Source organism: Acidovorax temperans (genome assembly GCF_028596105.1).
Taxonomy (GTDB): Bacteria; Pseudomonadota; Gammaproteobacteria; order Burkholderiales; family Burkholderiaceae_C; genus Acidovorax; species Acidovorax temperans.
The window spans coordinates 3,299,814-3,323,198 of the sequence record NZ_CP117193.1 but is presented as its reverse complement, the minus strand read 5'-3'; the positions used below and the strand labels follow the sequence as shown (position 1 = coordinate 3,323,198).

Annotated in this window: 22 protein-coding genes; 10 read left to right on the top strand and 12 right to left on the bottom strand. The window is 63.8% G+C overall.

The features are described 5' to 3' along the window. Positions 1-35 precede the first annotated feature (35 nt). The 8 genes from PQV96_RS15620 to kefC all read right to left on the bottom strand — a co-directional run bounded on the left by PQV96_RS15620 (position 36) and on the right by kefC (position 10,018). Positions 36-1,613 carry a glucan biosynthesis protein G gene (locus PQV96_RS15620; protein WP_207373495.1) on the bottom strand — a complete coding sequence of 526 codons (1,578 nt, stop codon included), beginning with the start codon at positions 1,611-1,613 and terminating at the stop codon, positions 36-38. A gap of 192 nt (positions 1,614-1,805) precedes the next feature. Beyond that, complete coding sequence (locus PQV96_RS15615; protein WP_207373496.1) at positions 1,806-3,218, bottom strand: sigma 54-interacting transcriptional regulator; 1,413 nt, start codon at positions 3,216-3,218, stop codon at positions 1,806-1,808. Between the two features lie 10 nt (positions 3,219-3,228). Beyond that, positions 3,229-3,924 carry a hypothetical protein gene (locus tag PQV96_RS15610; protein ID WP_242638061.1) on the bottom strand — a complete coding sequence of 232 codons (696 nt, stop codon included), beginning with the start codon at positions 3,922-3,924 and terminating at the stop codon, positions 3,229-3,231. Then, a complete protein-coding gene (locus tag PQV96_RS15605; RefSeq protein WP_198846703.1) occupies positions 3,914-5,362 on the bottom strand; it encodes a sensor histidine kinase in 1,449 nt (482 codons plus the stop codon). The genes PQV96_RS15610 and PQV96_RS15605 overlap by 11 nt, the downstream gene beginning before the upstream one ends. 25 nt (positions 5,363-5,387) lie before the next feature. Next, a complete protein-coding gene (gene miaB, locus PQV96_RS15600; RefSeq protein WP_198846704.1) occupies positions 5,388-6,734 on the bottom strand; it encodes a tRNA (N6-isopentenyl adenosine(37)-C2)-methylthiotransferase MiaB in 1,347 nt (448 codons plus the stop codon). A 119-nt stretch (positions 6,735-6,853) separates the two neighbouring features. Further along, positions 6,854-7,321 carry a hypothetical protein gene (locus tag PQV96_RS15595; RefSeq protein WP_337930735.1) on the bottom strand — a complete coding sequence of 156 codons (468 nt, stop codon included), beginning with the start codon at positions 7,319-7,321 and terminating at the stop codon, positions 6,854-6,856. Between the two features lie 64 nt (positions 7,322-7,385). Beyond that, positions 7,386-8,027, bottom strand: a complete 642-nt coding sequence (locus PQV96_RS15590; protein WP_044398089.1) for a trimeric intracellular cation channel family protein — start codon at positions 8,025-8,027, stop codon at positions 7,386-7,388. Between the two features lie 80 nt (positions 8,028-8,107). Then, positions 8,108-10,018 carry a glutathione-regulated potassium-efflux system protein KefC gene (gene kefC / locus PQV96_RS15585; protein ID WP_207373497.1) on the bottom strand — a complete coding sequence of 637 codons (1,911 nt, stop codon included), beginning with the start codon at positions 10,016-10,018 and terminating at the stop codon, positions 8,108-8,110. 188 nt (positions 10,019-10,206) lie between these two features. Here kefC and PQV96_RS15580 point away from each other — a divergent pair, with 188 nt between their 5' ends. The 3 genes from PQV96_RS15580 to PQV96_RS15570 all read left to right on the top strand — a co-directional run bounded on the left by PQV96_RS15580 (position 10,207) and on the right by PQV96_RS15570 (position 12,163). Then, on the top strand, positions 10,207-10,845 hold the full coding sequence (locus tag PQV96_RS15580) for a LysE family transporter (protein WP_066694987.1): 639 nt from the start codon (positions 10,207-10,209) through the stop codon (positions 10,843-10,845). A gap of 131 nt (positions 10,846-10,976) precedes the next feature. Then, positions 10,977-11,597, top strand: a complete 621-nt coding sequence (locus tag PQV96_RS15575; protein ID WP_066694989.1) for a ParA family protein — start codon at positions 10,977-10,979, stop codon at positions 11,595-11,597. A gap of 101 nt (positions 11,598-11,698) precedes the next feature. Continuing rightward, a complete protein-coding gene (locus PQV96_RS15570; protein WP_207373498.1) occupies positions 11,699-12,163 on the top strand; it encodes a MaoC family dehydratase in 465 nt (154 codons plus the stop codon). 84 nt (positions 12,164-12,247) lie between these two features. Here PQV96_RS15570 and PQV96_RS15565 read toward each other — a convergent pair whose 3' ends face one another. Next, on the bottom strand, positions 12,248-12,565 hold the full coding sequence (locus tag PQV96_RS15565; protein WP_066785528.1) for a DUF4148 domain-containing protein: 318 nt from the start codon (positions 12,563-12,565) through the stop codon (positions 12,248-12,250). Positions 12,566-12,778: 213 nt separating this feature from the next. On the opposite strand from PQV96_RS15565, the gene PQV96_RS15560 reads away from it, so the two are divergent. Continuing rightward, positions 12,779-13,744, top strand: a complete 966-nt coding sequence (locus tag PQV96_RS15560; RefSeq protein ID WP_207373499.1) for a LysR family transcriptional regulator — start codon at positions 12,779-12,781, stop codon at positions 13,742-13,744. A 6-nt stretch (positions 13,745-13,750) separates the two neighbouring features. Here the strand turns inward: PQV96_RS15560 and PQV96_RS15555 are convergent, their stop codons facing one another. Together PQV96_RS15555 and PQV96_RS15550 are read right to left on the bottom strand one after the other, a co-directional pair. After that, positions 13,751-14,245, bottom strand: coding sequence for a tRNA (cytidine(34)-2'-O)-methyltransferase (locus PQV96_RS15555; RefSeq protein ID WP_066785534.1), 495 nt, complete (start codon positions 14,243-14,245; stop codon positions 13,751-13,753). A 37-nt stretch (positions 14,246-14,282) separates the two neighbouring features. After that, complete coding sequence (locus PQV96_RS15550; protein ID WP_273623493.1) at positions 14,283-16,103, bottom strand: ABC transporter transmembrane domain-containing protein; 1,821 nt, start codon at positions 16,101-16,103, stop codon at positions 14,283-14,285. Between the two features lie 278 nt (positions 16,104-16,381). On the opposite strand from PQV96_RS15550, the gene PQV96_RS15545 reads away from it, so the two are divergent. From PQV96_RS15545 to PQV96_RS15525, 5 genes are all read left to right on the top strand, one after another. Next, a complete protein-coding gene (locus PQV96_RS15545; RefSeq protein WP_066693352.1) occupies positions 16,382-17,152 on the top strand; it encodes an ABC transporter ATP-binding protein in 771 nt (256 codons plus the stop codon). A gap of 1 nt (position 17,153) precedes the next feature. Continuing rightward, positions 17,154-17,879: an ABC transporter ATP-binding protein gene (locus tag PQV96_RS15540; protein WP_207373501.1), complete on the top strand. Its 726-nt coding sequence runs from the start codon at positions 17,154-17,156 to the stop codon at positions 17,877-17,879. A gap of 56 nt (positions 17,880-17,935) precedes the next feature. Next, a complete protein-coding gene (locus PQV96_RS15535) occupies positions 17,936-19,132 on the top strand; it encodes an ABC transporter substrate-binding protein (RefSeq protein WP_198846711.1) in 1,197 nt (398 codons plus the stop codon). A gap of 65 nt (positions 19,133-19,197) precedes the next feature. After that, entirely contained in the window at positions 19,198-20,082 is an 885-nt protein-coding gene (locus PQV96_RS15530) for a branched-chain amino acid ABC transporter permease (RefSeq protein WP_207373502.1), read from the top strand. A gap of 11 nt (positions 20,083-20,093) precedes the next feature. Continuing rightward, positions 20,094-21,083: a branched-chain amino acid ABC transporter permease gene (locus PQV96_RS15525; RefSeq protein ID WP_066693358.1), complete on the top strand. Its 990-nt coding sequence runs from the start codon at positions 20,094-20,096 to the stop codon at positions 21,081-21,083. A 38-nt stretch (positions 21,084-21,121) separates the two neighbouring features. Here the strand turns inward: PQV96_RS15525 and PQV96_RS15520 are convergent, their stop codons facing one another. Continuing rightward, entirely contained in the window at positions 21,122-21,613 is a 492-nt protein-coding gene (locus tag PQV96_RS15520) for a ComF family protein (RefSeq protein WP_337930734.1), read from the bottom strand. A gap of 277 nt (positions 21,614-21,890) precedes the next feature. Between PQV96_RS15520 and PQV96_RS15515 the strand changes: the two genes are divergently transcribed. Next, on the top strand, positions 21,891-22,787 hold the full coding sequence (locus PQV96_RS15515) for a class I SAM-dependent methyltransferase (RefSeq protein ID WP_273623489.1): 897 nt from the start codon (positions 21,891-21,893) through the stop codon (positions 22,785-22,787). Positions 22,788-23,385 lie beyond the last annotated feature (598 nt).

The window sequence follows — 23,385 nt, the reverse complement described above, 5'->3', positions numbered from 1 at the left end:
CGGCTCCTGTGTCTGCAAACGGGGTGCGCTCGGGCCTACTCGGGAAGAATGACGTGGGTCCATGTTTCGCTCACAGCGTGTTGGAGGTGTTGAAGAAAGGCTCGCAATTCAATGGGCTGGTCTTTGCGCAGGCGCTCCACGCGCAGCGTCATGCGCCACTGGCCGGTGGCCGGGTTGCGGTACACGCCGCTTTCCAGCACGCGGCCGTTGGCATCGCTGGTCACCACTGCTTTGACGGGTGCGTCGGCCTTCAGGTCGTGCAGTGCCGGGCCGGTGAAATCGATCACGTACTGCACCTGCGTGCGCAGCGCTTCGGCGCTTTGCTGTGTGTAGCCCACGCCTTTGCGCGACTGCGTGGCCCAGGCGCCGGGTGGGCGTTGCTGCCCAGCCCCTTGGTCGCCCTGCCATGCCAGCTCGTAGCTGACTTCCAGCGGTGTGCCGGGGGCGGGCAACTGCTGGGGCACCCAGTAGGCAACCACGTTGTCGTGGGTTTCGTCGGGCGTGGGCAGTTGCACCAGTTCCACACGGCCGGGGCCCCAGGGGTGCAAGGGGCGCACCCAGGCGCTGGGGCGGCGTTCGTAGCGGGCTTCCACGTCTTCGTAGCTGCTCCACTGCCGGTCGCGCTGCATCAGCCCGAAACCCTTGGGGTTGGTGGTGGCGAACGACGTGACCAGCACCTGCCGGGGGTTTTGCAGCGGGCGCCACAGCCATTCGCCTTCGCCCGTGGCCACCATCAGGCCGTCGGAGTCATGCACCTCGGGGCGGAAGTCGTCCTTGCGCGGCTGGTTTTCACCAGACAGGAACATGCTCGTCAGCGGCGCAATGCCCAGCGTCTTGATGGGGCCTGCGCTGCCGCCGCGCACAAAGATGCGCGCGCGCACGGTGGTCACCGTCTGCACGCCCGGCTGAATGTCGAAGCGGTAGGCCCCGGTGGCGCGGGGCGAATCCATGAGCGCATAGACGGTGGCCTGCGTGTCGCCTGGTTGCGGGCGCACCAGCCAGAATTCGGTAAAGCGCGGAAATTCCTCGCCCTTGCCGCCCACGGTGTCAATGGCCAGGCCCCGTGCCGACAGGCCGTACTGCTGGCCCGCGCCCAGTGCCCGAAAGTAGCTGGCGCCCTGGAAGACCACCAGCTCGTCCTTGTACGCGGGCGAATTCAGGTGGTGGTGCAGCCGAAAGCCTGCAAACCCCAGGTCGCCCCAAGCTTGGGGCTGCACCTTGTTTTTGCCATAGTCAAAGTCGGCCGTGCGGTAGGGGATGTGGCGCGTGCCTTGGGGCGACACCTCGTTGATGAGCACCGGCTCGCGCTGGTACAGACCGAGGTGGAAGAACATGGCCTCAAACGGCAACTGCTCGGCACGCCACAAGGCACGTTCGGGGCGCCAGCGAATGTCGCGCACCTGGTCGTAGTTCAGCGCGGCGAGCGCAGGAGGTAGGCGCCCATGGGCAGCGCTGTAGGGTTGCGCTGCGCGCTGCTTGGCCAGCTGGGTGATGTGCTCCAGGTCCACCGTCTGCGCGTGGACACCCGAGGCCATGAGCGCGGCACACAATGCCACGGCACGCAGCCCCACCCGGTGCGGGCGCGAAATAAAGGAGGAAAAAACAGCTTGCATGCCAGTACTAGGGCAAACCCTGTGCCAGCTTGAGAAAATGCTTTTAAATCAACGGTTTGAATGCACTGAAACGTGTAAAAAATTGTGCAGGTACGTGCCAAGGGCCCTGAAGGCGGCTGGATGCCGCGTTTTTGTCGCCTGCAGGCGACGCTTTGCCCCGTGCGGGGCGCAAAATCTTTGCAAATCAGGTACTTACTCTTGTCGCTCATCGGCGACATCGTCGCCAATGGCGCCGTCCGCCTTGAACTGGCCGGGCGTGAGTGCGTGTTTTTGCAGCAGCCGATAAAACTCGGTGCGGTTGCGCTGGGCCAGCCGTGCGGCGTCGGCCACGTTGCCGTCGGTCATCTTGAGCAGGCCCACCAGGTATTCGCGCTCAAACCGTTGCCGGGCTTCGGCAAAGCTCAGCACCTGGGCCGACGGAATGCGCAGGGCCCGCTGCACCAGCGACAGCGGCACCAGCGGCGAGGTGGACAGCGCGCACACCTGCTCGACCACGTTGTAAAGCTGGCGCACATTGCCGGGCCAAGCCGCGGTGGTCAGGGCCTTGAGGGCTTCAGGCGCAAAGCCAGACAGGCGCTTGTCGTATTTGTGGGCCAGCTTGTCCAGAAAGTGGTTGGCCAGCAGCGCGATGTCTTCGCGCCGCTCTGCCAGGGTGGGCAGCAGCAGCGTGACGACGTTGAGCCGGTAGTACAGGTCTTCGCGGAACTGGCCTGCGGCCATGGCGGCTTCCAGATTGCGGTGCGTGGCCGAGATGATGCGCACGTTGATCTGGATGGACTGGCTCGCGCCCACGGGCCGAACGGCCCGCTCCTGCAGCACCCGCAGCAGCTTGACCTGCAGCGCGGGCGGCATGTCGCCAATTTCGTCCAGCAGCAGCGTGCCGCCATCGGCCGCCTGGAACAGGCCCTTGTGGTTGCTCACGGCGTCGGTGAACGCCCCTTTGACGTGGCCGAACAGTTCGGATTCGAGCAGCGCTTCGGGAATCGCGCCGCAGTTCACCGCCACAAAGGGCTTGGAGGCGCGAGGGCTTGCGCGGTGGATGGCCTGGGCCAGCAATTCCTTGCCCGAGCCGCTGTCGCCCAGCAGCAGCACGCTCGCATCGGATTGCGCCACCATGAACGCTTCGGACAGCACATCGGTCATGCGGGCCGAGCGGCTCACGATATCGGCACGCCACGCCTGGTTGTCATGCGCCTGGTGCACTGCAGGGGCGCTCAGGGCCAGGGCCTCGGCCACTTTTTCCAGCAGTTCCTTGCCGTCATAGGGCTTGGTGAGGTAGGTGAACACACCGCGCGCGGTGGCCTGCACTGCATCAGGAATGGTGCCGTGCGCAGTGAGCAGGATGACGGGCAGCGAGGGGTGGCGCGCGTGCACTTCGTCAAACAGCGCCAGGCCATCCTTGCCGGGCAGGCGTACGTCGCTCAGCACCAGCTGCGGCCGGGCAATGTCGAGCTGGGCCAGGGCCGCCTCGGCCGAGCCCACAGCCACCACTTCGTGCCCCGCCGCCTTCAGGCGCAGCGAGAGCAGGCGCAGCATGTCGGCATCGTCGTCCACCACCAGGATGCGGTGCTGGGCCGGGCGTGATGGGGGCGTGGAGGAAGGCATGGCGTGGGGGTCAGGGTTTGGTGCCGTTGCCCGGGCTGCTGGCGCCCGCAGCGGGAGCGGAAGGCGATGCAGTCGCAGGCGCTGGGCGTGTTTGCAGGCTGCGTTCGATGGCGCGCACGGCTTCGAGCCGCTCGCTCAGCTGGTCGTTGCGGCGCTGGGCATCGCGCAGTTGCTGGCCTTGTCGCTCCAGTTGTTCCTCCAGCCGCCGCTGGTGCGTCAGCCGCGCTTCCAGCAGCCTTGCCAGGGGGTGCAGGTCCTGCGCGTTGGCGTCGGCCAAGGTGCGCTGCACCAGGCCCAGCGCGCGGGTCGTGTCTGCGGGCTGTCGGGTCTGGGCCAGCAGCAGTGCCAGCCGCAGGTGGCGGGCGGGCTTGGTGTCGTCGGGCACCGAGAGGCGGGCCATCTCGCGCGCCAGGGTGGTGGCGCTGGCGTCAAGCGCGCGGTCGGCATAGGCCAGCGTGTCGCGCAGCAGGTCTTTGGCGGGGGATGCGGGCTCTTCCAGCTCGGGCAGGGCCGGCTCTGGCGGCGTGGGCGCTGGCGTCCGGTTGGCCTCTGCCGTGGCCGCTGGTGGTGCCACCTCGATCGCTTCGGCCGCTTGCGGCTGCGGAGCTGAGGTGGCGCAGCCGGCCAGCACCGCCACGCACAAGGCCACCCCCCACAGCAGAGGGTGGCGCGGCGTGTGGCGGGGGTGGGTGGCTTCAGGATGCATCAGGGAGTTCGATTCGGAAAAAAGAGTGGGGCGCTTCGCCCAGCAGGTGCACGCGCCCGCCGTGGGCATGGATGTATTCCTGCACGATGGACAGCCCGATCCCGGTGCCGCGCACCGCGTTTTCTGGCTGGCGTTCACCACGGAAGAAGGGCTCGAACACATGGGCCTTGTCTGCCGGGGCCACGCCGGGCCCCTGGTCGGACACGTCAATCAGCACCGCACCGGGCGCGCGCGAAACGGCCAAGCGTACCCTACCCTGTTCAGGCGAAAAGCGAATGGCGTTGGACAGCAGGTTGCCCACGGCCGAGGCGATTTTTTCGGGGTCCAGCTGCAAGGTAGTGCGCTCGCCGCTCACCTCCACCCGCAGCTGGCGGGCCTGCCACTGCAGGCGTTGGCTTTCCACCAGGTCTTCCAGCAGGCCGATGAGTTCGGTTTCGCGCCGCTGCAGCTGGCGGGCTTCAAACGCCGCCGCGTTGAAACGCAGCAGCGCTTCGATCTCGCTTTGCAGCACCAGCGTGTTCTGGTGCAGGATCTGCGCCACTTCCTTCTGGCCCTCGGTCAGCTCCCCGGTCACACCGTCTTGCAGCAGGGCCACGCCTTCGCGCAGCGCGGCCAGCGGGGTTTTGAGTTCGTGCGACACATGGCGCAAAAAGCGCGCCTTGTCGGCATCCAGCTCCAGCAGCCGCAGGCGCAGCCATTCCAGCTGCTGGCCCACGCGGCGCACGTCGGCCGGGCCGGTGATGGCCACGGGCCGCTCCAGCTGGTTCTCGCCCAGGCGGCGAATGGCGCGTTCCAGCCGCTTGAAGGGCCGCGCCAGCCACACGCCCAGAGACAGTGCCAGCACCAGGGCCAGCACGATGGCGCCCAGCAGCTGGTGCGTGACGGCTTCGCGGCTGGCCTGCACCATGGCGTCGAGTTCGCTGCTCTTGCGCGCGTTGAGTTCCTGCACCGCCTGGCTGATGGCCGCGTGCAGGTTGTCCAGCGCCACAAATTCATCGGCCACGCTGCGTTCGTGCTCCAGCGACAAGCCGGGCGGCGCGCGCAGCAGCTCGTGCACGGTGTCCATATGGCAGCGCCACTGCCGGGCGTGCTCGGGCGGCAGCCCCGCGTCTTCCAGCTGCTGCACCAGGCGCCGCGCATCGGCCGCCATGTCGTCAAAGCTCTGGCGCAGTTGTGCATCGCCCAGCACCAGTGACTGGCGCGCTGCACGCTCCAGCGCCTGGCCCCGCTGGTTCAGGGTTTGCGCGGCCACGTTCAGGGCCGCTGCCTGTGCGGCGCTGGCCTGGCTTTCGGTCATCAGCGCTTCCAGCGTGAACAGCGTGCGCAGCGCACTGGTGCCCAGCAAGCCCGCGATCAGCAAGAACGCGAGCAGCAGCAGTTGCTGGAAGGACGGGCCGTAGTGCCGGGCCTTGGCGGGGCTGGTGGCTTCCTGGGCCATGGCCGTGAGGGGCAGGCGGTGAAAGTCAGGCGGTGAGGGCTGCGCCCTCGCGCACCAGCACCTCGCCGCGCAGGGTGTAGGCCTTGGCCTCGGTGATGGTCACATCCACCATCTGCCCCACCAAGCGGGGCTGGCCGGCAAAGTTGACCACGCGGTTGCATTCGGTGCGGCCCATCAGCTCGCCTGCATCGCGCTTGGAAGCGCCTTCCACCAGAATGCGCTGCACCGTGCCCACACGGCTTTCGCTGATGGACTTGATGTTGGCGTTGATGACGCTCTGCAGATGCTGCAGCCGGCGCAGCTTCACGTCGTGCGGCGTGTCGTCGTGCAGGCCTGCGGCGGGCGTGCCAGGGCGGGGGCTGAAGATGAAGCTGAAGCTGTTGTCGAAGTGAATGTCGTCGATCAGCTTCATCATCTTGTTGAAGTCGTCTTCGGTCTCGCCGGGGAAGCCCACGATGAAGTCGCTGCTCATGGCCAGGTCGGGGCGAATGGCGCGCAGCTTGCGCACCGTGCTCTTGTATTCCATGGCGGTGTAGCCGCGCTTCATGGCCATCAAAATGCGGTCGCTGCCGTGCTGCACCGGCAGGTGCAGGTGGCTGGCCAGCTTGGGCAGCTTGGCGTAGGCCTCGATCAGCCGGGGTGTGAACTCGTTGGGGTGGCTGGTGGTGTAGCGGATGCGTTCGATGCCGGGGATTTCCGACACATATTCCAGCAGCAGCGCAAAGTCGGCAATCTCGGCCGTGCCACCCATCTTGCCCAGGTAGGCGTTCACGTTCTGGCCCAGCAGGGTGATTTCTTTCACGCCCTGGTCGGCCAGTCCGGCCACTTCCACCAGCACATCGTCAAACGGGCGGCTTACTTCCTCGCCACGGGTGTAGGGCACCACGCAGTAGCTGCAGTATTTGCTGCAGCCTTCCATGATCGACACAAAGGCCGAGGCACCTTCGACGCGCGCGGGCGGCAGGTGGTCGAATTTTTCGATTTCGGGGAAGCTGATGTCCACCTGGGGTTTGTCGAGTTGCTCGCGCTGGTTCAACATCTCGGGCAGGCGGTGGAGGGTTTGCGGGCCGAACACCACGTCCACATAGGGGGCGCGCTTGATGATTTCGGCGCCTTCCTGGCTGGCCACGCAACCGCCCACGCCAATCTTCACGCCGCGTGCCTTCAGGTGCTTGATGCGGCCCAGGTCGCTGAAGACCTTTTCTTGCGCTTTTTCGCGCACCGAGCAGGTGTTGAAAAGGATGAGGTCGGCCTCGTCCACGTTCTGGGTGGGCTCGTAGCCTTGGGCGGCATTGAGCACGTCGGCCATCTTGTCCGAGTCGTACTCGTTCATCTGGCAGCCGAAGGTTTTGATAAAGACTTTTTTGGCCATGGCAATTTCACAAATAGCAAGCAAACACCGCTGCCCACGGGGCGCGGTGACTGAGGGTGGGGTAGCCCCAAGGATCCTGAGGGGCCGAAACGCTGCCGCAGGTGCGGCGGCCGGACGCGTTACTTCAGAACGTTGTCCGTGGTGATGTTGGTGGGCGCAGGGTTCTTGCCCTTGAGCGGCTTGGCCGCCTCGGCTTCGCTCAGGATCCAGGCCGCGTGCAGCATGCCGGTGCTGGCTTCAAGCACGTAGTTGACCTTGTACGTCTGGCCGATCACGGTGTGGCGTGGCACCAGTGTGTTTTGCGGGCTGAACAGGCGCATGCCGGGGGCCATGCGGATGTCGCGGCTGTTGAGCCGCGCCTCTTGCACCCCCAGGATGGTCAGCGTGCCGCGCTCTGCAGCGTCAGGAAAGTTGCGCACGGCGCCCAGCGGGTTGACCACCTGCGCCTGGGCGGGGGTCAGTGCAGCGATGCTTGCGGCGGCTATCAGCGCTGCGGCCGCCAGCGGGGTACGCCAGCGGCGGCGCAGGGCCCCGCGTGCCGCGGGTTCGGCAACTGCGTGGGAGGGAGGGCAAAAAGGTGTGTTCATGGGGGTCAGCAATTCGTGGTGTACATCCAGGGGCTGGGTGCGCGATTTTACGGCCTGGCCCCGTTCATACCCGCCAGGCGGGCAGCTCCCAGTTGCGCCACAGCGCCAAACCCCGCAGACCGGCCGTGATCAGCACACACGCCAGCAAGGGGCTGACCACGGTGCCCTCCACCTGCCGCAGTGCCACATCGGCCCAGCCGCCGGCAAAGGCGCACAGCGCGTAGGGGCGGTGGTCGCTGAATGCCTGGGGCACCTCGTTGCACAGCACATCGCGCAGCACGCCGCCAAAAACGCCGGTGGTCACGCCCATCATCACGGCAATCAGCGCGGGCATGCCCACAGCGGTGGCAATGTCCACGCCCACGGCAGCGAACAGCCCCAGGCCGATGGCGTCGGGCAGCAGCATGGCGCGCTCGGTGGGTTGAAAGTGCCGCTGGCGCATGAACAGCATGGCGGCCAGGCTGAGCAGCAGGATGCCCCACACAAACTCGGTGTGCCGCACCCAGAAAAAGGGCCGCTGGTCCAGCAGCAAGTCGCGCAGCGTGCCGCCGCCGAAGGCCGACACAAACGCCACCACGCACACACCCACCGCGTCAAACCGCTTGCGCGCCGCCATCATCACGCCTGATAAGGCAAAGGCCACGGTGGCCGCCACTTCCAGGGCGATGCGCAGCAGTTCAATCCAGGGGGCGTCGATCCATTTCATGGGCGCGATTGTGCCGCGCCTGGGCATGAGGGGTGAGGTTGCTATGAAATAAATAGCTGCTTACGCTTGATGGGTAAGCGCTAGAGGCCATTTTGATGGGTATCTTTGTTTGGGTGGGCTTCGGGAGCGTCATCGGGCAAGTCTGCTCCGCCATACCCTGGGTAGACCTGGGCCTTGGCTTCGCGCTCGGTATGTTCCTGGCGTTCCTTGGCCATTTGCTCGGCCAACTGAGCACGGCCTTCGCGGGCCACGGCGATGTATTTGGCCTGGTCTTTGTGGTGCGGGTACATGCGGTCGGCCAGGGCGATGTTGTGTTTGCGGAAGCGGTCGGTGAAGGTGCTGGCCTCGGCGGTTGACAGGCCCATCAGCTCCAGCACGGTGCGGGCGCTGGCCAGGCTGGATTCGAACAGTTCGCGCTGCACCAGCGTCACGCCCAGGTCGCGCAGCTTGTTCCAGTGGGTCAGGTCGCGTGCGCGGGCCACCACCTGCAATTGGGGGAAGTGTTTGCGCGCCAGGGTGACGATCTTGAGGGATTGCTCGGGGTCGTCCACCGCCACCACCAGCACGCGGGCGTGCTCGGCCCCGGCGATGCGCAGCAGGTCCAGCCGGGTGGCGTCGCCATAAAACACGCGGTAGCCAAAGGCGCGGGCGATTTCGAGGATCTCCACGCTGTGGTCCAGCACGGTGGTGGGGATGTCCTGGCTCAGCATGACGCGCGCCACGATCTGCCCGTAGCGGCCGAAGCCGGCGATGATGACCGGAGCCTCTTGTGGTTCCGAGATCTCTTGCGCGGGCGGGGTGGCGGTCTTGAGCTGGGCGTAGCGGCGCAGCAGGGCGCGGTCTATCAGCACCAGCAGCAGCGGGCTGATGAGCATGGAAAGCGCCACCGCGCCGATGAGCAGCGAGGCCGTTTCGGCCGAAAACACCTGCGCCCCTGCGGCGGCCTGGAAGACCACGAAGGCAAACTCGCCCCCTTGCGCCAGCAGCAGGGTGAACACGGGCCGCTCCTGGTAGGGCACGCCTGCCACTTTGGCCAGGGTGTAGATCACCACTGCCTTCAGGGCCAGAAAGCCCAGCAGGATGCCCGCCATGAGCCAGGGAGAGCGCATGAGCACGCCAAAGTCAATGCTCATGCCCACCGCGATGAAGAACAGGCCCAGCAGCAGGCCCTTGAAGGGCTCGATGTCGGCTTCCAGCTCGCTGCGGTATTCGCTGTCGGCCAGCAGCACCCCGGCCAGAAAGGCGCCCAGCGCCATCGACAGGCCCACCATCACCATCAAATACGCAATGCTCACCACCAGCAGCAGCGAGGCGGCGGTGAAGATTTCAGGCGTGCGGCTCTTGGCAATCCAGCGCAGCAGGGGGCGCAGCAGCAGGCGGCCGCCGAGCACGATGGCTCCGATCACGCCGACGATCTTCAGGGCCTCCAGCAGCACCTCGCCTGCCGAATGCTCATCGCCAGCCCCAGCGGCCGCGCCCAGCAGGGGCAGCAGCGCCAGGATGGGGATGGCCGCCACGTCCTGGAACAGCAGGATCGAAAAGCCCGCCCGCCCGCTGCTGGTGCGCATGAGGTTGCGTTCGGCCAGCACCTGCAGCGCAATGGCGGTGGACGACAGCGCCAACCCCAGCGCCGCCACCAGGCTGATGCGCCAGGGCAGCCCGGCAAGCCAGCCTGCCGCAAACAGCACGGCCGCGCAGCCCAGCACCTGCGCGCTGCCGGTGCCGAAGATGGGGCGGCGCATGGCCCAAAGGCGGCTGGGTTGCAGCTCCAGCCCCACCAAGAAGAGCATGAGCACCACGCCAAACTCGGCAAAGTGCAGGATGTCTTGCACATTGCTCACCAGCCCCAGGCCCCACGGCCCAATGGCAATGCCTGCCGCCAGGTAGCCAATGATGGAGCCCAGCCCCAGCGCCTTGGCCAGGGGCACTGCCAGCACGGCGGCGCTCAGGTACATCAGTCCGTAGGTGAGCCAGGTGGGTGCGTGTTCCATGAGGACTAAAAGAGGTGAAGGCTGGAGGGGAGGGGCTGCAGGATTTTGGCACCGCCGCCCAGTGCGGAATTATCGCTATTTTTTTAATAGCATTCTGCGCTTGTCTGGCTTGCCGCAAGGCCACTTTCTTTGCAAAGAAGGCGCTATGATGCTGTCCCCCCCCTCGGCTCCTCATCGCGGTGTTTGCTATGGATTTCCAGACCTGGTTGGCGTTTTTTGCGGCGTCTTGCCTGATTGCGGTGTCACCCGGCTCGGGCGCCGTGCTGTCGATGAGCCACGGGCTCTCGTACGGCGTGCGCAAGGCCAGCGCCACCATTTTGGGCTTGCAACTCGGGCTGCTACTCATCCTGGTGATTGCCGGGGCGGGCGTGGGATCGCTGCTGCTGGCGTCTGAAGTGGCCTTCAGCGTGGTGAAGGTGGCGGGCGCCTGCTACCTGATTTACGTGGGTTTCAGCCAGTGGCGGGCGGGCGACAACTCCCCCCTTCACGGCGACGAAGCGGCACCCGCTGGCCCGTGGACCAAGCGCTGCCTGGCCGGTTTTTTGACCAACGCCACCAACCCCAAGGGCATCATCTTCATGGTGGCGGTGCTGCCCCAGTTCATGACCGACACGCGCCCGCTGTGGACGCAGCTGCTGGTCATGGCCGCGACCACCGTGGCGGTGGACGTGGTGGTGATGCACGGCTACGCTGCCGGTGCCAGCGCCCTGCGCCGCCTCATGCGCAGCGCCCGCGCCATGCGCATGCAAAATCGCGTTTTTGGCGGGTTGCTGATGGCGGTGGGTGCGGGCCTGTTCTTCGTCAAGCGCGGCGGCCAGCACGCCTGAGGTGTTTGCCCAGCCCTGCGCTGCGTGTGTGCAAGGTGGGTGGTTTGCTATGGATTTGGTAGCTGGTAGCGCTTGCTGAATAAGCGCTAGCACCTGTTTTTGTTTGTTATTTTCTTTGCCAGGAGGTCAACATGCCAGTGGTTGTTGTTGCCAATCCCAAGGGGGGTGTGGGCAAGTCCACCCTTTCGACAAACGTGGCGGGTTACTACGCCAGCCAGGGGCATCCGGTCATCCTGGGCGATGTGGACCCCCAAAAATCTGCCCACCTGTGGCTGAGCCTGCGCCCCGCCACCGTGGCCCCCATCGGCCGGTGGGACACCGATGTGGATGCCCTGGCCAAGCCGCCCAAGGGCACCACGCACGCGGTGCTCGACACGCCCGCAGGCCTGCACGGCAGCGCCCTGAAAGACGTGCTCAAGATGGCCGACAAGGTCATCGTGCCGCTGCAGCCCAGCATCTTCGACATCTACGCCACCCAGGCGTTTCTCGACAAGCTGCGCGAACACCGCCACGCCGCTGGCGTGCAAGTGGGCATTGTGGGCATGCGCATTGACGAGCGCACCCGCTCGGCCGAACAGCTGCACCACTTTGTGGAAGGCCTGGGCCTGCCCGTGCTGGGCTATGTGCGCGACACGCAAAACTATGTGCATCTGGCGGCCCAGGGGCTCTCGGTGTTTGACGTGGGAGCCACCACCCGCGTGGCGCGCGACCTGGAGCAGTGGCAAAGCATTTGTCAGTGGCTGGACGCCTGATGGGGTGTCTGACCGCCTGAGCTTCACCCGCGCCCCAAGGGTGGCCCGTCCTGTCACGTGCCGGACAAGCCCGCTCCCCGGCGCGGCGCTACATTGGGGCGATGAAAACCTTCCGCTCTTACACCGAAGTCAGCGCTTGCGTGGGCCAGGAAGTGGCCGTGACCGACTGGATCACCATCACGCAAGAGCAAGTCAACCTGTTTGCCGACGCCACGGGCGACCACCAGTGGATCCACGTGGACCCTGAACGTGCCAAGACCGGGCCCTTCGGAGCGCCTATCGCGCACGGCTTTCTCACGCTGTCGTTGATTCCCAAGTTCTTTGACCAAGGCATCGCCATCGAGGGTGCCCGCATGGGCGTGAACTATGGGCTCAACCGCGTGCGCTTTACAGCCCCCGTGCCGGTGGGCAGCCGTCTGCGCGCCCGGTTGCTGCTGCAGGCTGCCGAGCGCATTGAGCCCGATGGCATGCAAATGACCTGGCTGGTGACGGTGGAGCGCGAAGGCAGCGACAAGCCCGTGTGCGTGGCCGAATCGCTGGCGCGCAACTATGGCGCTGCGGCCTGACTATCTCTTTTCTCTTCACACCAGCAAAAAGGCCTGCCGGGGTTTCTCCCGGCAGGCCTTTTTTGATGGTGGCGCCTGGCTTATTTATTCAGCAGCAGTGCTGCGGCCCGACTGGGAGGCGGCTACCGAATTCTTGCCTGCATCGGTGCCGGCCGTGGCTGTGACGCCTTGGATGTTCAAAGGAGCGGGCACGTTGTACCACTCACCGTCACGGGGCAGGGTGCCTGCGGCGCGTGAGGCCACCAAGTCGGCCACCACGGCTTCACGGGTCAGGGAAGAGTGGGTCTGGCTGGTCAGCGGGTAGCTGTTCCAGTCGCCATCGCGGGGCACGGCGGAGTCAGCCTGGGCGGCGAAGGCGCTGAAAGCGAGGGCGGCAACGGCGAGTGTGCGGTACGAGTTCATGAAAATTCCCTTTCAAAATTGAGCTTTTCTCAAGGCCTGCCCCGGTACACCATGTGCCGGTGGGCCCCTGCCTCGGTGAGTGTCCCTGGCGGCATCGCTCATCGATGGGGTGAACTTTATCTAGGGTTTTCCCTTTGAAAAATAGCATGCACGGCAATTAATCATTCCGAAAAAAGAAACAATCAAAAAGAATGCTGATGAATAATTGCCCAAATGGATAGACTTTTGACCATGCGGGTGTTCCAGACCGTTGTTGATGAGGGTGGTTTTGCAGCGGCCGCCCGTTTGCTGGAACTCTCGCCCCCGGTGGTGACCCGGCTGGTGGCCGACCTGGAGCAGCACCTGGGCACGCGCTTGCTACAGCGCACCACGCGCAAGCTGGCGTTGACCGAAGCGGGAGATGCCTATCTGGCCCGCGTGCGGGCCATCCTGCACGAGATCGAGGACGCTGAAGCCGCCGCTGCCGCCAGTACCCGCGACTTGCGTGGCACCGTTCGTGTGGTGGCGCCGCCCGTGGTCGCCACGAATTTTCTTGCCCCCATGCTGAGCCATTGGCACGCGCAGCAGCCGCTGCTCATGCTGGACATCGACATTGATCCCTACGCTTCAGCGCGCGTGGACGAATTCGATGTGACCTTCATGGTGGCCGCCGAGGGGTTTGATGCCAACATCGTGGCCCGGCCGTTGATGCAGGGTGAGTCGATCGTGGTGGCGTCACCCGCCTACCTGGAGCGAAAAGGCCTGCCCCTGCAACCGCAAGACCTGGAGCACCACGACTACCTGCGCGATTCCAGCGTGGCCCGCGTGCATTCTGTGGGGGGGCGCAAGCTGCGGCTGTTGAGCGACGACGGACAGCGCCCCGCGCAAGATGTGGATGTGCCGTCGGTGGTGTTGCAATCCATCAGCACCGAGGTGCTCATGCGCGCCGCGCTGGATGGCATGGGCGTGGCCGTGGTGCCCCGCTTGCTGGCGCAGGAGCACCTGGCGCGCTCTGAGCTGGTGCATTTGCTGCCAGGGTGGATCTTCGCCCGCTACACGGTGTATGCGGCGCTGCCATCAGGGCGCATGCTGCCCGCCCGGACCAAGATGTTTCTCGACTTTCTGAGCGAACGGGTGCAGGAACTGGTGCAGCAACGCAAGCTGGAGCAGTGCTGCCCTGGCATCGATGCCGTGAGCTGATGCCCGTTAGGCTGGGGTCTTTCCAGAAGAGGGATCGGGCATGGCAAAGTGGTTTTGCCGCCAGGCCTCAAACACCGTGACCGCCACGGCGTTGGAGAGGTTGAGGCTGCGCTGCCCTGGCACCATCGTCAGGCGCAGGCGTTGGCCAGGGGCGAAGCTGTCACGCAGCTCAGGCGCCAGCCCGCGCGTTTCAGAGCCAAACACCAGCCAGTCGCCCGGCTGAAACGCCGTGTCGTGCACGCCGCGCGTGCCGCGCGTGGTCAGGGCAAACATGCGGGTGGGGTCGGGCTGGGCCTCGCTCAAAAACGCAGCCCAGTTGCGGTGTTTGATGACCTGGGCGTACTCGTGGTAGTCCAGCCCCGCGCGGCGCATGAGCCGGTCTTCCATGGAGAAACCCAGTGGCTCCACGAGATGCAGCGTGCAGCCAGTGTTGGCTGCCAGCCGGATCACGTTGCCGGTGTTGGGGGGGATTTCGGGCTCGACAAGAACAATGTGGAACATCCCGCTATTGTCGTTGCCGCAGCGCCGGTTGCCGGCTTTATGCGGTGAACTGCAGCTGCGCCAGGCGCGCGTACACGCCCTGGGCAGCCATCAGGGTGGCGTGGGTGCCTTGCTCGACGATGCGGCCATGCTCCAGCACCACGATGCGGTCGGCGTTTTGCACCGTGGCCAGCCGGTGGGCAATGACCAGGGTGGTGCGCTGCCCGGTGTGGCGCTGCATGGCGGTGTCCAGCGCGGCCTGCACCATGCGTTCGCTCTCGGCGTCCAGCGCGCTGGTGGCTTCGTCCAGCAACAGCAGCGGCGGGTTCTTCAAGATGGCGCGGGCGATGGCAATGCGCTGCTTTTGCCCGCCAGACAACCGCACGCCGCGCTCGCCCAGGAAGGTGTCGTACCCCTGGGGCAGGGCCATGATGAAGTCGTGGGCAAATGCCGCCTGGGCGGCCGCGTGGACTTGTTCTGCCGTCGCGCCAGGGTTGCCATAGCGGATGTTTTCGAGCGCGGAAGTGCCAAAAATCACCGCGTCCTGGGGAACGGTGGCAATGTGGCTGCGCAGCGTGGTGAGGGCGATGTCCCGAATGTCCACCCCATTGAAGAAGATGCCGGAGCGCTGGGCGTGCCCGGCAGGTCGCTCAATGTCATAAAAGCGTTGCAGCAGCTGGAAAACGGTGGTCTTGCCGGCGCCACTGGCACCCACCAAGGCCACGGTCTCTCCGGGGGCCAGGGTGAGTGAGAAATCCTCCAGTGCGGGCCTGTCAGGCCGTGAGGGGTAGCGAAACTGCACCGAAGCAAACTCTACCGCCAGCCCCTGGCCCGTGGCCGGCAGTGGCACGGGGGCGGCGGGTTCTGCCACCGGGGATTCACTGGCCAGCAGTTCCATCAGCCGCTCGGTAGCGCCTGCGGCGCGCAGCAGGTCGCCATACACCTCGCCCAGCACGGCTACCGCGCCAGCCAGCAGCATCACGTACACCACGGTTTGCCCCAGGTGCCCGGCGGTCATCTCGCCTGCCAGCACGGCCTGCGTGCCGCGGTACAGCCCCCAGAGCAGCAAGGCGGCGTTGGCGATGATGATGAAAGCCACCAGCACGGAGCGTGCGCGGGTGCGCTGCACGGCGGTGGAGAACGCACTTTCGGCTGCCGTGGCAAAGCGCGAGGCTTCGCGCTGCTCGGCCGTGTAGCTTTGCACCACCGGAATGGCGTTGAGCACTTCGGCTGCGATGGCGCTGGAGTCGGCCACGCGGTCCTGGCTGTCGCGCGAGAGCCGCCGCACGCGCCGCCCGATCCACATGGCGGGCAGCACCACCAGCAGCACGGCCAGCAACACCACCGACATGACATAGGGGTTGGTCCACACCAGCATGCCCAAGGCGCCGATGCCCATGACGGCATTGCGCAGCCCCATCGACAGCGACGAGCCCACCACGGTCTGCACGAGGGTGGTGTCTGCGGTCAGCCGTGAAAGCACCTCGCCGGTTTGCGTGCTCTCGAAGAACTGGGGGCTTTGGCGCAGCACATGGCTGTAAACCGCCTGGCGCAGATCGGCCGTGACCCGCTCGCCGAGCCAGCTCACGGCATAGAAGCGGGCGGCGGAAAACACGCCCAGCGCCACCGCTACCAGGAACAGTGCACCAAAGTGCTCCCGCAGCGCCACGGCCTGGTCAGCGCGATCTGCCGAGACCAGCCCGGTGTCAATCAGATTGCGCAGTGCCAGCGGAAACGCCAGCGTGGCCAGTGCCGCCATCACCAGGCAGAGCAGAGCCCATGCAATGCGCGCTCTGTAGGGATGAAGGAAGGGCAGGAGCCCGGTCAGTGAGCGGGGTTTGCCACGCGGGCTGGGGGTGTCGGGGCGGGGTGAAGACATGGTGTGAGAGGCTTTTGAAGGCAGGGGTCACAGGCCCGCAATACCCCCATGGTAGGGCTTGGAGCGCCTGGTGTTGGTGGTTGTTTGTCAGTGGACACATTGCGGCTTGGCATGGGCATTACTACATAGGCGTTAGTACATAGGCGTTACTACATAGGCATTAGTACCAGTACCTGCGAAGGTCTGTCCAGACATACGATGCATGCCAATAGACCGGTAGATCGCCTGCGTGAGTGCAGGCGAATTTTCTTCCCGCACCACGGAGTGAACCAGGCCCAATGAGTGACGTGATCCTTAAAACACAAAGCCTGACCAAAGAGTTCAAAGGCTTCACTGCTGTCAGCAACGTGGACCTGGCTGTCCGCCGGGGCTCCATTCACGCGTTGATCGGACCCAACGGAGCGGGCAAGACGACCTGCTTCAATCTGCTCACCAAATTTCTGGTGCCCACATCGGGCTCGATCCAGTTCAACGGGCACGACATCACGGCGGAGGCGCCCGCGCAGATTGCGCGCCGTGGGGTCATCCGATCCTTCCAGATTTCGGCGGTTTTCCCCCACCTCACGTTGATCGAAAACGTGCGGCTGGGCTTGCAGCGCAAGCTGGGCACCTCCTTCCACTTCTGGCGCAGCGAACGCAGCCTGCGCCAGCTGGACGACCGCGCCATGCAGTTGCTCACCGAGGTGGGGCTGGACGACCTGGCGGATGAAGTCACCGTCAACCTGCCTTACGGCCGCAAGCGTGCCCTGGAAATTGCCACCACGCTGGCGATGGAGCCCGAGCTGATGCTGCTGGACGAGCCCACCCAGGGCATGGGCCACGAAGACGTGGACCGCGTCACTCAGCTGATCAAAAAAGTGTCTGCCGGACGCACCATCCTGATGGTGGAGCACAACATGAAAGTTGTCTCCACGATTGCCGACTGCATCACGGTGCTGCAGCGCGGAGCGGTACTGGCCGAAGGGCCTTATGCCGAGGTATCAAGCAACCCCCAAGTGATGGAAGCCTACATGGGTACGACTGACGGTCAACTGCAGGGAGCGCACTGAGATGGTCTCTCCCACATCGAAAACGCCAGCGCTGGAAATTCGTGGCCTGCAGGCTTGGTACGGTGAATCGCATGTGCTGCATGGCGTGGATATCGTCGTGCAGCCCGGTGAAGTGGTGACCTTGCTGGGCCGCAATGGCGCTGGCCGTACCACCACCATGCGCGCTGTCATGGGGTTGACGGGCGCCCGCAAAGGCTCGGTCAAGATCAATGGCGTGGAAACCGTGGGTTTGCCAACCCACCGCATTGCCCACCTGGGCGTGGGCTACTGCCCCGAAGAGCGCGGCATTTTCTCCAGCTTGTCTTGCGAAGAAAACCTGCTGCTGCCGCCTGCGCTCAAGACGGGCACACCGGGTATGTCGGTGCAAGAGATTTATGCCATGTTCCCCAATCTGGCGGAGCGTCGCGACAGCCAGGGCACCCGGCTTTCGGGCGGTGAGCAGCAGATGCTGGCAGTGGCGCGCATTCTGCGCACCGGCGCCAACTTGCTGCTACTCGATGAAATCTCCGAGGGCCTGGCTCCGGTCATCGTCCAGGCGCTGGCCCGAATGATCACGACGTTGCGCCAAAAAGGCTACACCGTGGTGATGGTGGAGCAGAACTTCCGTTTTGCGGCACCGTTGGCCGATCGCTTCTATGTCATGGAGCATGGTCGCATCGTTGAGCAGTTTGGCGCTGCTGAGCTGGAGCAAAAGATGCCTGTGCTCACCGAGCTGCTGGGCGTTTGAGCTCTTAGCAACCCTCCGTTCGTTTTCGTTTCATCACACCCACAGGAGACAGATCCATGAAGAACAAACTCACAGTGCTGGCCCTCATGCTCGGCGCCGCGGGCCTGGCCACCTCGGCCGCGCACGCTCAGGAAAAGGTCAAGATCGGTTTCATCACAGACATGTCCAGTCTGTACTCCGACGTGGAAGGCAAGAACGGCGCTCTGGCCATCCAGATGGCCATCGACGACTTCGGCGGTAAGGTGCTGGGCCAGCCCATCGAGGTGATCTCGGCGGACCACCAGAACAAGGCCGACATTGCTGCCTCGAAGGCGCGTGAGTGGGTGGACACCCAAGGCGTGACGATGCTGTTTGGCGGCACCAACTCTGGCACGGCCCTGGCCATTGCCAAGGTCGCAGAAGAGAAGAAACGCGTTTACTTCAACAATGGCGCTGGCTCGTCGGCCCTGACCAACGAGCAGTGCACCCCCTACACGGTGCACTATGCCTACGACACCGTGGCGCTGGCCAAAGGCACGGGCTCTGCGATTGTGGACGGAGGCGGCAAGAGCTGGTACTTCCTGACGGCTGACTACGCGTTCGGCCAGGCACTGGAAGCCGATACGACAGCAGTGGTTAAGGCCAAGGGTGGTAGCGTGGTCGGTTCGGTGCGCCATCCTCTGAACGCCTCTGACTTCTCGTCCTTCCTGCTGCAAGCGCAAAACTCCAAGGCCCAAATCTTGGGTCTGGCCAATGCGGGTGGTGACACCATCAACGCCATCAAGGCGGCCAAGGAATTTGGCATCACCAAGAACATGAAGCTGGCCGGTTTGCTGATTTTCATCAGCGACATCCACAGTATGGGTCTGCGCAACACCGAAGGTCTGCAGTTCACCACCAGCTGGTATTGGGACCTGAATGACGATACCCGCAAGTTTGCGGCGCGCTACTTCGAAAAGACCAAGCGCATGCCCGGCGAAATTCAAGCGGCTGATTACTCCGCCACCATGACCTACCTGAAGGCCGTGGCTGCCGCGAAGACCACCGATGCGGACAAGGTGATGGCCGAGCTCAAGAAGATGAAGATTGACGACTTCTTCGGCAAGGGCCAGATCCGTGCTGATGGCCGTTACGTGCACGATATGTACCTGATGGAAGTGAAGAAGCCATCTGAGTCGACCAAGCCCTGGGACTACTACAAGATGGTCAAGAAGCTGCCCGGCGAAGCGGTGTTCACCACCAAGGCCGAGAGCAAGTGCCAGCACTGGAAATAACCGCTCGGCTGTAACGCTTTACACGCCCTTGACCTGATCTCTACTTATCACCAGCGCAGCATCCCATGGAAATTTTCGGTGTCTCACTGCCAGGCCTGCTTAGCCAGCTCCTATTGGGGCTGGTCAACGGGTCTTTCTATGCCATCCTAAGCTTGGGCCTCGCGGTCATCTTCGGGCTGCTCAACGTGATCAATTTTGCGCACGGCGCGCTGTTCATGATGGGGGCGCTCATTACCTGGATGGCCATGACCTACCTGGGTATTGGGTACTGGTGGATGCTGCTGCTGGCGCCGCTGGTGGTCGGGATCTTTGGCATCGTGATCGAGCGCACGCTGCTGCGCTGGATCTACAAGCTAGACCATCTCTACGGCCTGCTTCTGACGCTGGGGATCACCTTGCTGATCGAAGGCGTGTTTCGTTCCATCTACGGGGTGTCTGGCCTCGGCTATGACACGCCCGAGCTGCTGGAAGGCGCTACCAATCTCGGCTTCATGATCATGCCCAACTACCGTGCTTGGGTGGTGGTGGCGTCGGTGGTGGTCTGCATTGCGACTTGGTACGTGATCGAGAAGACCAAGCTGGGCGCATACCTGCGTGCTGGTACCGAGAACCCTCGCCTGGTGGAAGCCTTTGGTGTGAATGTGCCAGTGATGGTGACCTTGACCTATGCATTCGGTGCCGCATTGGCTGCGTTTGCAGGTGTGCTGGCCGCTCCGGTTTATCAGGTGTCGCCGCTCATGGGGCAAAACCTCATCATCGTGGTGTTCGCCGTGGTGGTGATTGGCGGCATGGGCTCCATCATGGGTTCGATCCTGACCGGGCTCGGCTTGGGTGTGATGGAGGGCTTTACCAAAGTGTTCTATCCCGAAGCATCGTCCACTGTGGTGTTCGTCATCATGGTGATTGTTCTGCTCATTCGCCCCGCCGGCCTGTTCGGCAAAGAGAAATAAGGGGCCACACCATGAACTCAAAAAGAATCACCAATGTGGGATACGGCCTGCTGTTGCTGGGCCTGGTTGCAGCACCTTTTGTTGGTGCGTATCCCGTGTTCGTCATGAAGCTCATGTGCTTCGCCCTGTTTGCCTGTGCATTCAACCTGCTGCTGGGCTACACCGGGCTTCTCTCCTTCGGCCACGCGGCCTTCTTCGGCGGCGCAGCGTACGTGGCTGGTCACGCGATGAAAGTCTGGGGTCTGACCCCTGAAGTCGGCCTGTTGCTAGGCACCTTCGGTGGTGCCTTGCTGGGGCTGATCTTCGGCTGGCTTGCCATTCGGCGCCAGGGCATTTACTTCTCGATGATCACCCTGGCCCTGGCGCAGATGCTGTTCTTCGTCTGTCTGCAGGCGCCCTTCACTGGTGGTGAAGATGGTCTGCAGGGCGTGCCACGCGGCAAGCTGCTCGGCCTGATTGATCTGCAAAACGATGTGACCATGTATTACGTGGCCCTGGTGATCGTGGTGGCGGCTTTTTGTCTGATCGTGCGTACCATCCATTCACCCTTCGGCCAAGTGCTCAAAGGCATCAAGGAAAACGAACCTCGTGCCATCTCTCTGGGGTACGACACCCATCGCTACAAGCTGCTGGCGTTTGTGTTGTCGGCAGCGATTGCCGGCCTGGCAGGCTCTTTGAAGACGCTGGTCTTGGGCTTTGCCACACTGTCTGATGTGCACTGGACGGCATCCGGGCAGGTGATCTTGATGAACCTGGTGGGCGGCCTGGGCACCCTGTCGGGACCTCTGGTGGGATCGGCCGTGGTCGTCTTGCTGGAGAACAAGATTGGTGAGCTGGGCAACTTGCTGGCCATGATGACCAGCGTGGAATGGTTCAAGACCCTGGGCGAGTCGGTCACCGTGGTCACAGGTCTGATCTTCGTGGTGTGCGTGCTCGCATTCCGCCGAGGCATCATGGGAGAGATCATTGCCCTGCAGGCTCGGTGGCGCAAAGGAGCCTGAGGCAAGTGCGGCTCCCCGCGCTAGAGCGCGGGGCGTGCTCAGTCTCTTTCGGTGCGCGCAATCACCATCGCAGTGATGTGCTCGACACCCGCAGCGCGCAAGGTGGCGGCTATGGCGTTGAGCGTGGCACCCGTAGTCATCACATCGTCCACCACGATCACCCGCTTGCCCTTCAGTTGCGAAGTGATGTTGGGTTCCACCATGAACGCGTTGCGCAGGTTGTTCAAACGCTGCGATCGATTCAAGCCGCTTTGCGCGGCAGTGTCATGCAGGCGCAGCAATGCATGGGAGTTGGCTTTTTCTGGAGCCAGCGCATGCGCGATCAGCGCAGATTGGTTGAACCCCCGTTCGCGAAGCCGTTGCCGAGACAGCGGAACGCAGAGCACTTCATCGGCCTGAGCGATAGCTACTTGCGCCGCTGGGGCTCGGTGCAGCAAAGTCGCCAAGGTGGCAGCCCAACCAGGATCTTCCTGAAACTTCAGAGCCTTGATGGCTTGTGCCCAGGGGTACCCATAAGACACGGCAGCCACACAGGCATCCAGATCCGGGGGGCGAAGCAGGCAATCACCGCACACTTCCATTGGCTCAGGCACCTCCAGTGCGCAGCGTTTGCAGCGATTGGCGGGTTGGGCAAACCGTGCCACACACGAACTGCATACCCTTTGCGCAGGCCACGCATGACACACCGCGCATTGGCTGGGTATGTGCGCAACCCAGCGGGATGCGGCACGAAAGAGACCTGACATGCGCCCGAAATGCATGCAATCAATATACTCGCCTGCCCTTTGATCAGGTCTGCGAAGCCCCATGCCTACCGAGCGTCCACCCACCATCGACCCCACCGCCGCAGCCCGCTGGCACGAGAGCGCCCCCGCCTTGTCCCCATGGCTGCATGAGGAGGTGGCGCGGCGTATGGAGGATCGGCTTCAGTGGATACGCCAGGCGCCAGCAGCGTGGTGCCACTGGGAGGCGGTTAGAGGTGGCCTTGAAGGGCACGCCCTGGTAAGCGCACGCTATCCCAAGGCCCGCTGCTGTGTAGTGGAGACCACCCGCAAGGCGCGCGAAGCTGCCTCCCAAGCCCTCAGCAAACCGTGGTGGTCGCGCTGGACGGGTGAGCAGGTGCGTCTGGAGATGCCAGACGAAGGCGCGGTACAAATGTTGTGGGCCAATATGGTCTTGCATATGGTGGCTGACCCCCAGGCGTTGATGGCGCAGTGGCACCGTGCGCTCGCTGTGGATGGCTACCTCATGTTTTCCTGTCTTGGACCCGACACTGCCAAAGAGTTGCGGGCGGTTTACGCAGACATGGGTTGGCCGCCCGCAGGGCACGCCTTTACCGATATGCACGATTGGGGTGATATGTTGGTTCAGGCGGGTTTCGCTGAGCCCGTGATGGACATGGAGCGCATCACGCTCACGTTTGCCACGCCCCAACGCCTTGTGGAGGAGTTGCGTGAGCTGGGGTGTAACCTGCACCCGGACCGTTTTGCCGCATTGCGCGGGCGGGCGTGGCGCGAACAACTGTACAAGGCCCTTGAGCAGCGCCTGATAGACCGAAGTGGCTCGGGGCAGCTTTCCTTGACCTTTGAAATCATTTACGGCCACGCATTCAAGCCTGCGCCACGGGTACGCGTTAGCTCCAGCAGCGCAGTTTCTTTGAGTGACATGCGCGCCATGTTGCGTAATGGCCCTGCTCGTGGATAACTCCTAGCTTTCGTGTCAATGATATAGCGCAAGGCGCGCTACAATTCTGGGTGCTGTGATGTGGAATTTTGGGCGTTTCTTCGCACACCCCAGAGGCGCAAACTTCGGGTTGGTTACGTAGTAGCGATGCAGTTGGTGGCTTGGTATTGGTCCCGGTGCTTCGCTGGTATGCGGGCTTAAGCGCCTTTGTGTGATGGTCCGGGCAGATGCTGAAACTCTCGAAGGTGATGCAGCTCGACGTGCAAATGATTTCTTCGGCCAGCGAGCTTGAGTGCGACGTTTCGCTAGTCCATCCGCATCTCAGGAAAGTGCTGTTGTCGGAATCGCGTTTGCCATGTACGGTCTTCGTCTGGCTGGCGATATAAAAATTTGCCGCAAGGTTCGTTGTTGCGGTGTAGCTGGAGACGGCGGGTGGTTATCAGCAGGCTGGGTTTATCGGGTGACGGTTCATTCCATCACCTGATTCGGTGCGCAGCCTCTTGTGATCTTTTCGGCGCGAGGTAGTTTAGTGGGTTTGGTTGTTTTTTACTTCCAAGCTCACGCAACGGACGGTCTCGTTGTTCGAAGCCTGCACGGCCTCGCGCGTCGCCTGACCCCA

Coding starts and splice junctions, on each gene's coding strand:
- PQV96_RS15555 (WP_066785534.1), bottom strand. CDS start 14,245: ATGTTCCACATTGTTCTTGTCGAGCCCGAAATCCCCCCCAACACCGGC.
- PQV96_RS15595 (WP_337930735.1), bottom strand. CDS start 7,321: ATGAACACACCTTTTTGCCCTCCCTCCCACGCAGTTGCCGAACCCGCG.
- PQV96_RS15545 (WP_066693352.1), top strand. CDS start 16,382: ATGAGTGACGTGATCCTTAAAACACAAAGCCTGACCAAAGAGTTCAAA.
- PQV96_RS15615 (WP_207373496.1), bottom strand. CDS start 3,218: ATGCCTTCCTCCACGCCCCCATCACGCCCGGCCCAGCACCGCATCCTG.
- miaB (WP_198846704.1), bottom strand. CDS start 6,734: ATGGCCAAAAAAGTCTTTATCAAAACCTTCGGCTGCCAGATGAACGAG.
- PQV96_RS15565 (WP_066785528.1), bottom strand. CDS start 12,565: ATGAACTCGTACCGCACACTCGCCGTTGCCGCCCTCGCTTTCAGCGCC.
- PQV96_RS15540 (WP_207373501.1), top strand. CDS start 17,154: ATGGTCTCTCCCACATCGAAAACGCCAGCGCTGGAAATTCGTGGCCTG.
- PQV96_RS15515 (WP_273623489.1), top strand. CDS start 21,891: ATGCCTACCGAGCGTCCACCCACCATCGACCCCACCGCCGCAGCCCGC.
- PQV96_RS15560 (WP_207373499.1), top strand. CDS start 12,779: ATGGATAGACTTTTGACCATGCGGGTGTTCCAGACCGTTGTTGATGAG.
- PQV96_RS15535 (WP_198846711.1), top strand. CDS start 17,936: ATGAAGAACAAACTCACAGTGCTGGCCCTCATGCTCGGCGCCGCGGGC.
- PQV96_RS15620 (WP_207373495.1), bottom strand. CDS start 1,613: ATGCAAGCTGTTTTTTCCTCCTTTATTTCGCGCCCGCACCGGGTGGGG.
- PQV96_RS15570 (WP_207373498.1), top strand. CDS start 11,699: ATGAAAACCTTCCGCTCTTACACCGAAGTCAGCGCTTGCGTGGGCCAG.
- PQV96_RS15610 (WP_242638061.1), bottom strand. CDS start 3,924: ATGCATCCTGAAGCCACCCACCCCCGCCACACGCCGCGCCACCCTCTG.
- PQV96_RS15580 (WP_066694987.1), top strand. CDS start 10,207: ATGGATTTCCAGACCTGGTTGGCGTTTTTTGCGGCGTCTTGCCTGATT.
- PQV96_RS15525 (WP_066693358.1), top strand. CDS start 20,094: ATGAACTCAAAAAGAATCACCAATGTGGGATACGGCCTGCTGTTGCTG.
- PQV96_RS15575 (WP_066694989.1), top strand. CDS start 10,977: ATGCCAGTGGTTGTTGTTGCCAATCCCAAGGGGGGTGTGGGCAAGTCC.
- PQV96_RS15605 (WP_198846703.1), bottom strand. CDS start 5,362: ATGGCCCAGGAAGCCACCAGCCCCGCCAAGGCCCGGCACTACGGCCCG.
- PQV96_RS15590 (WP_044398089.1), bottom strand. CDS start 8,027: ATGAAATGGATCGACGCCCCCTGGATTGAACTGCTGCGCATCGCCCTG.
- PQV96_RS15550 (WP_273623493.1), bottom strand. CDS start 16,103: ATGTCTTCACCCCGCCCCGACACCCCCAGCCCGCGTGGCAAACCCCGC.
- PQV96_RS15530 (WP_207373502.1), top strand. CDS start 19,198: ATGGAAATTTTCGGTGTCTCACTGCCAGGCCTGCTTAGCCAGCTCCTA.
- kefC (WP_207373497.1), bottom strand. CDS start 10,018: ATGGAACACGCACCCACCTGGCTCACCTACGGACTGATGTACCTGAGC.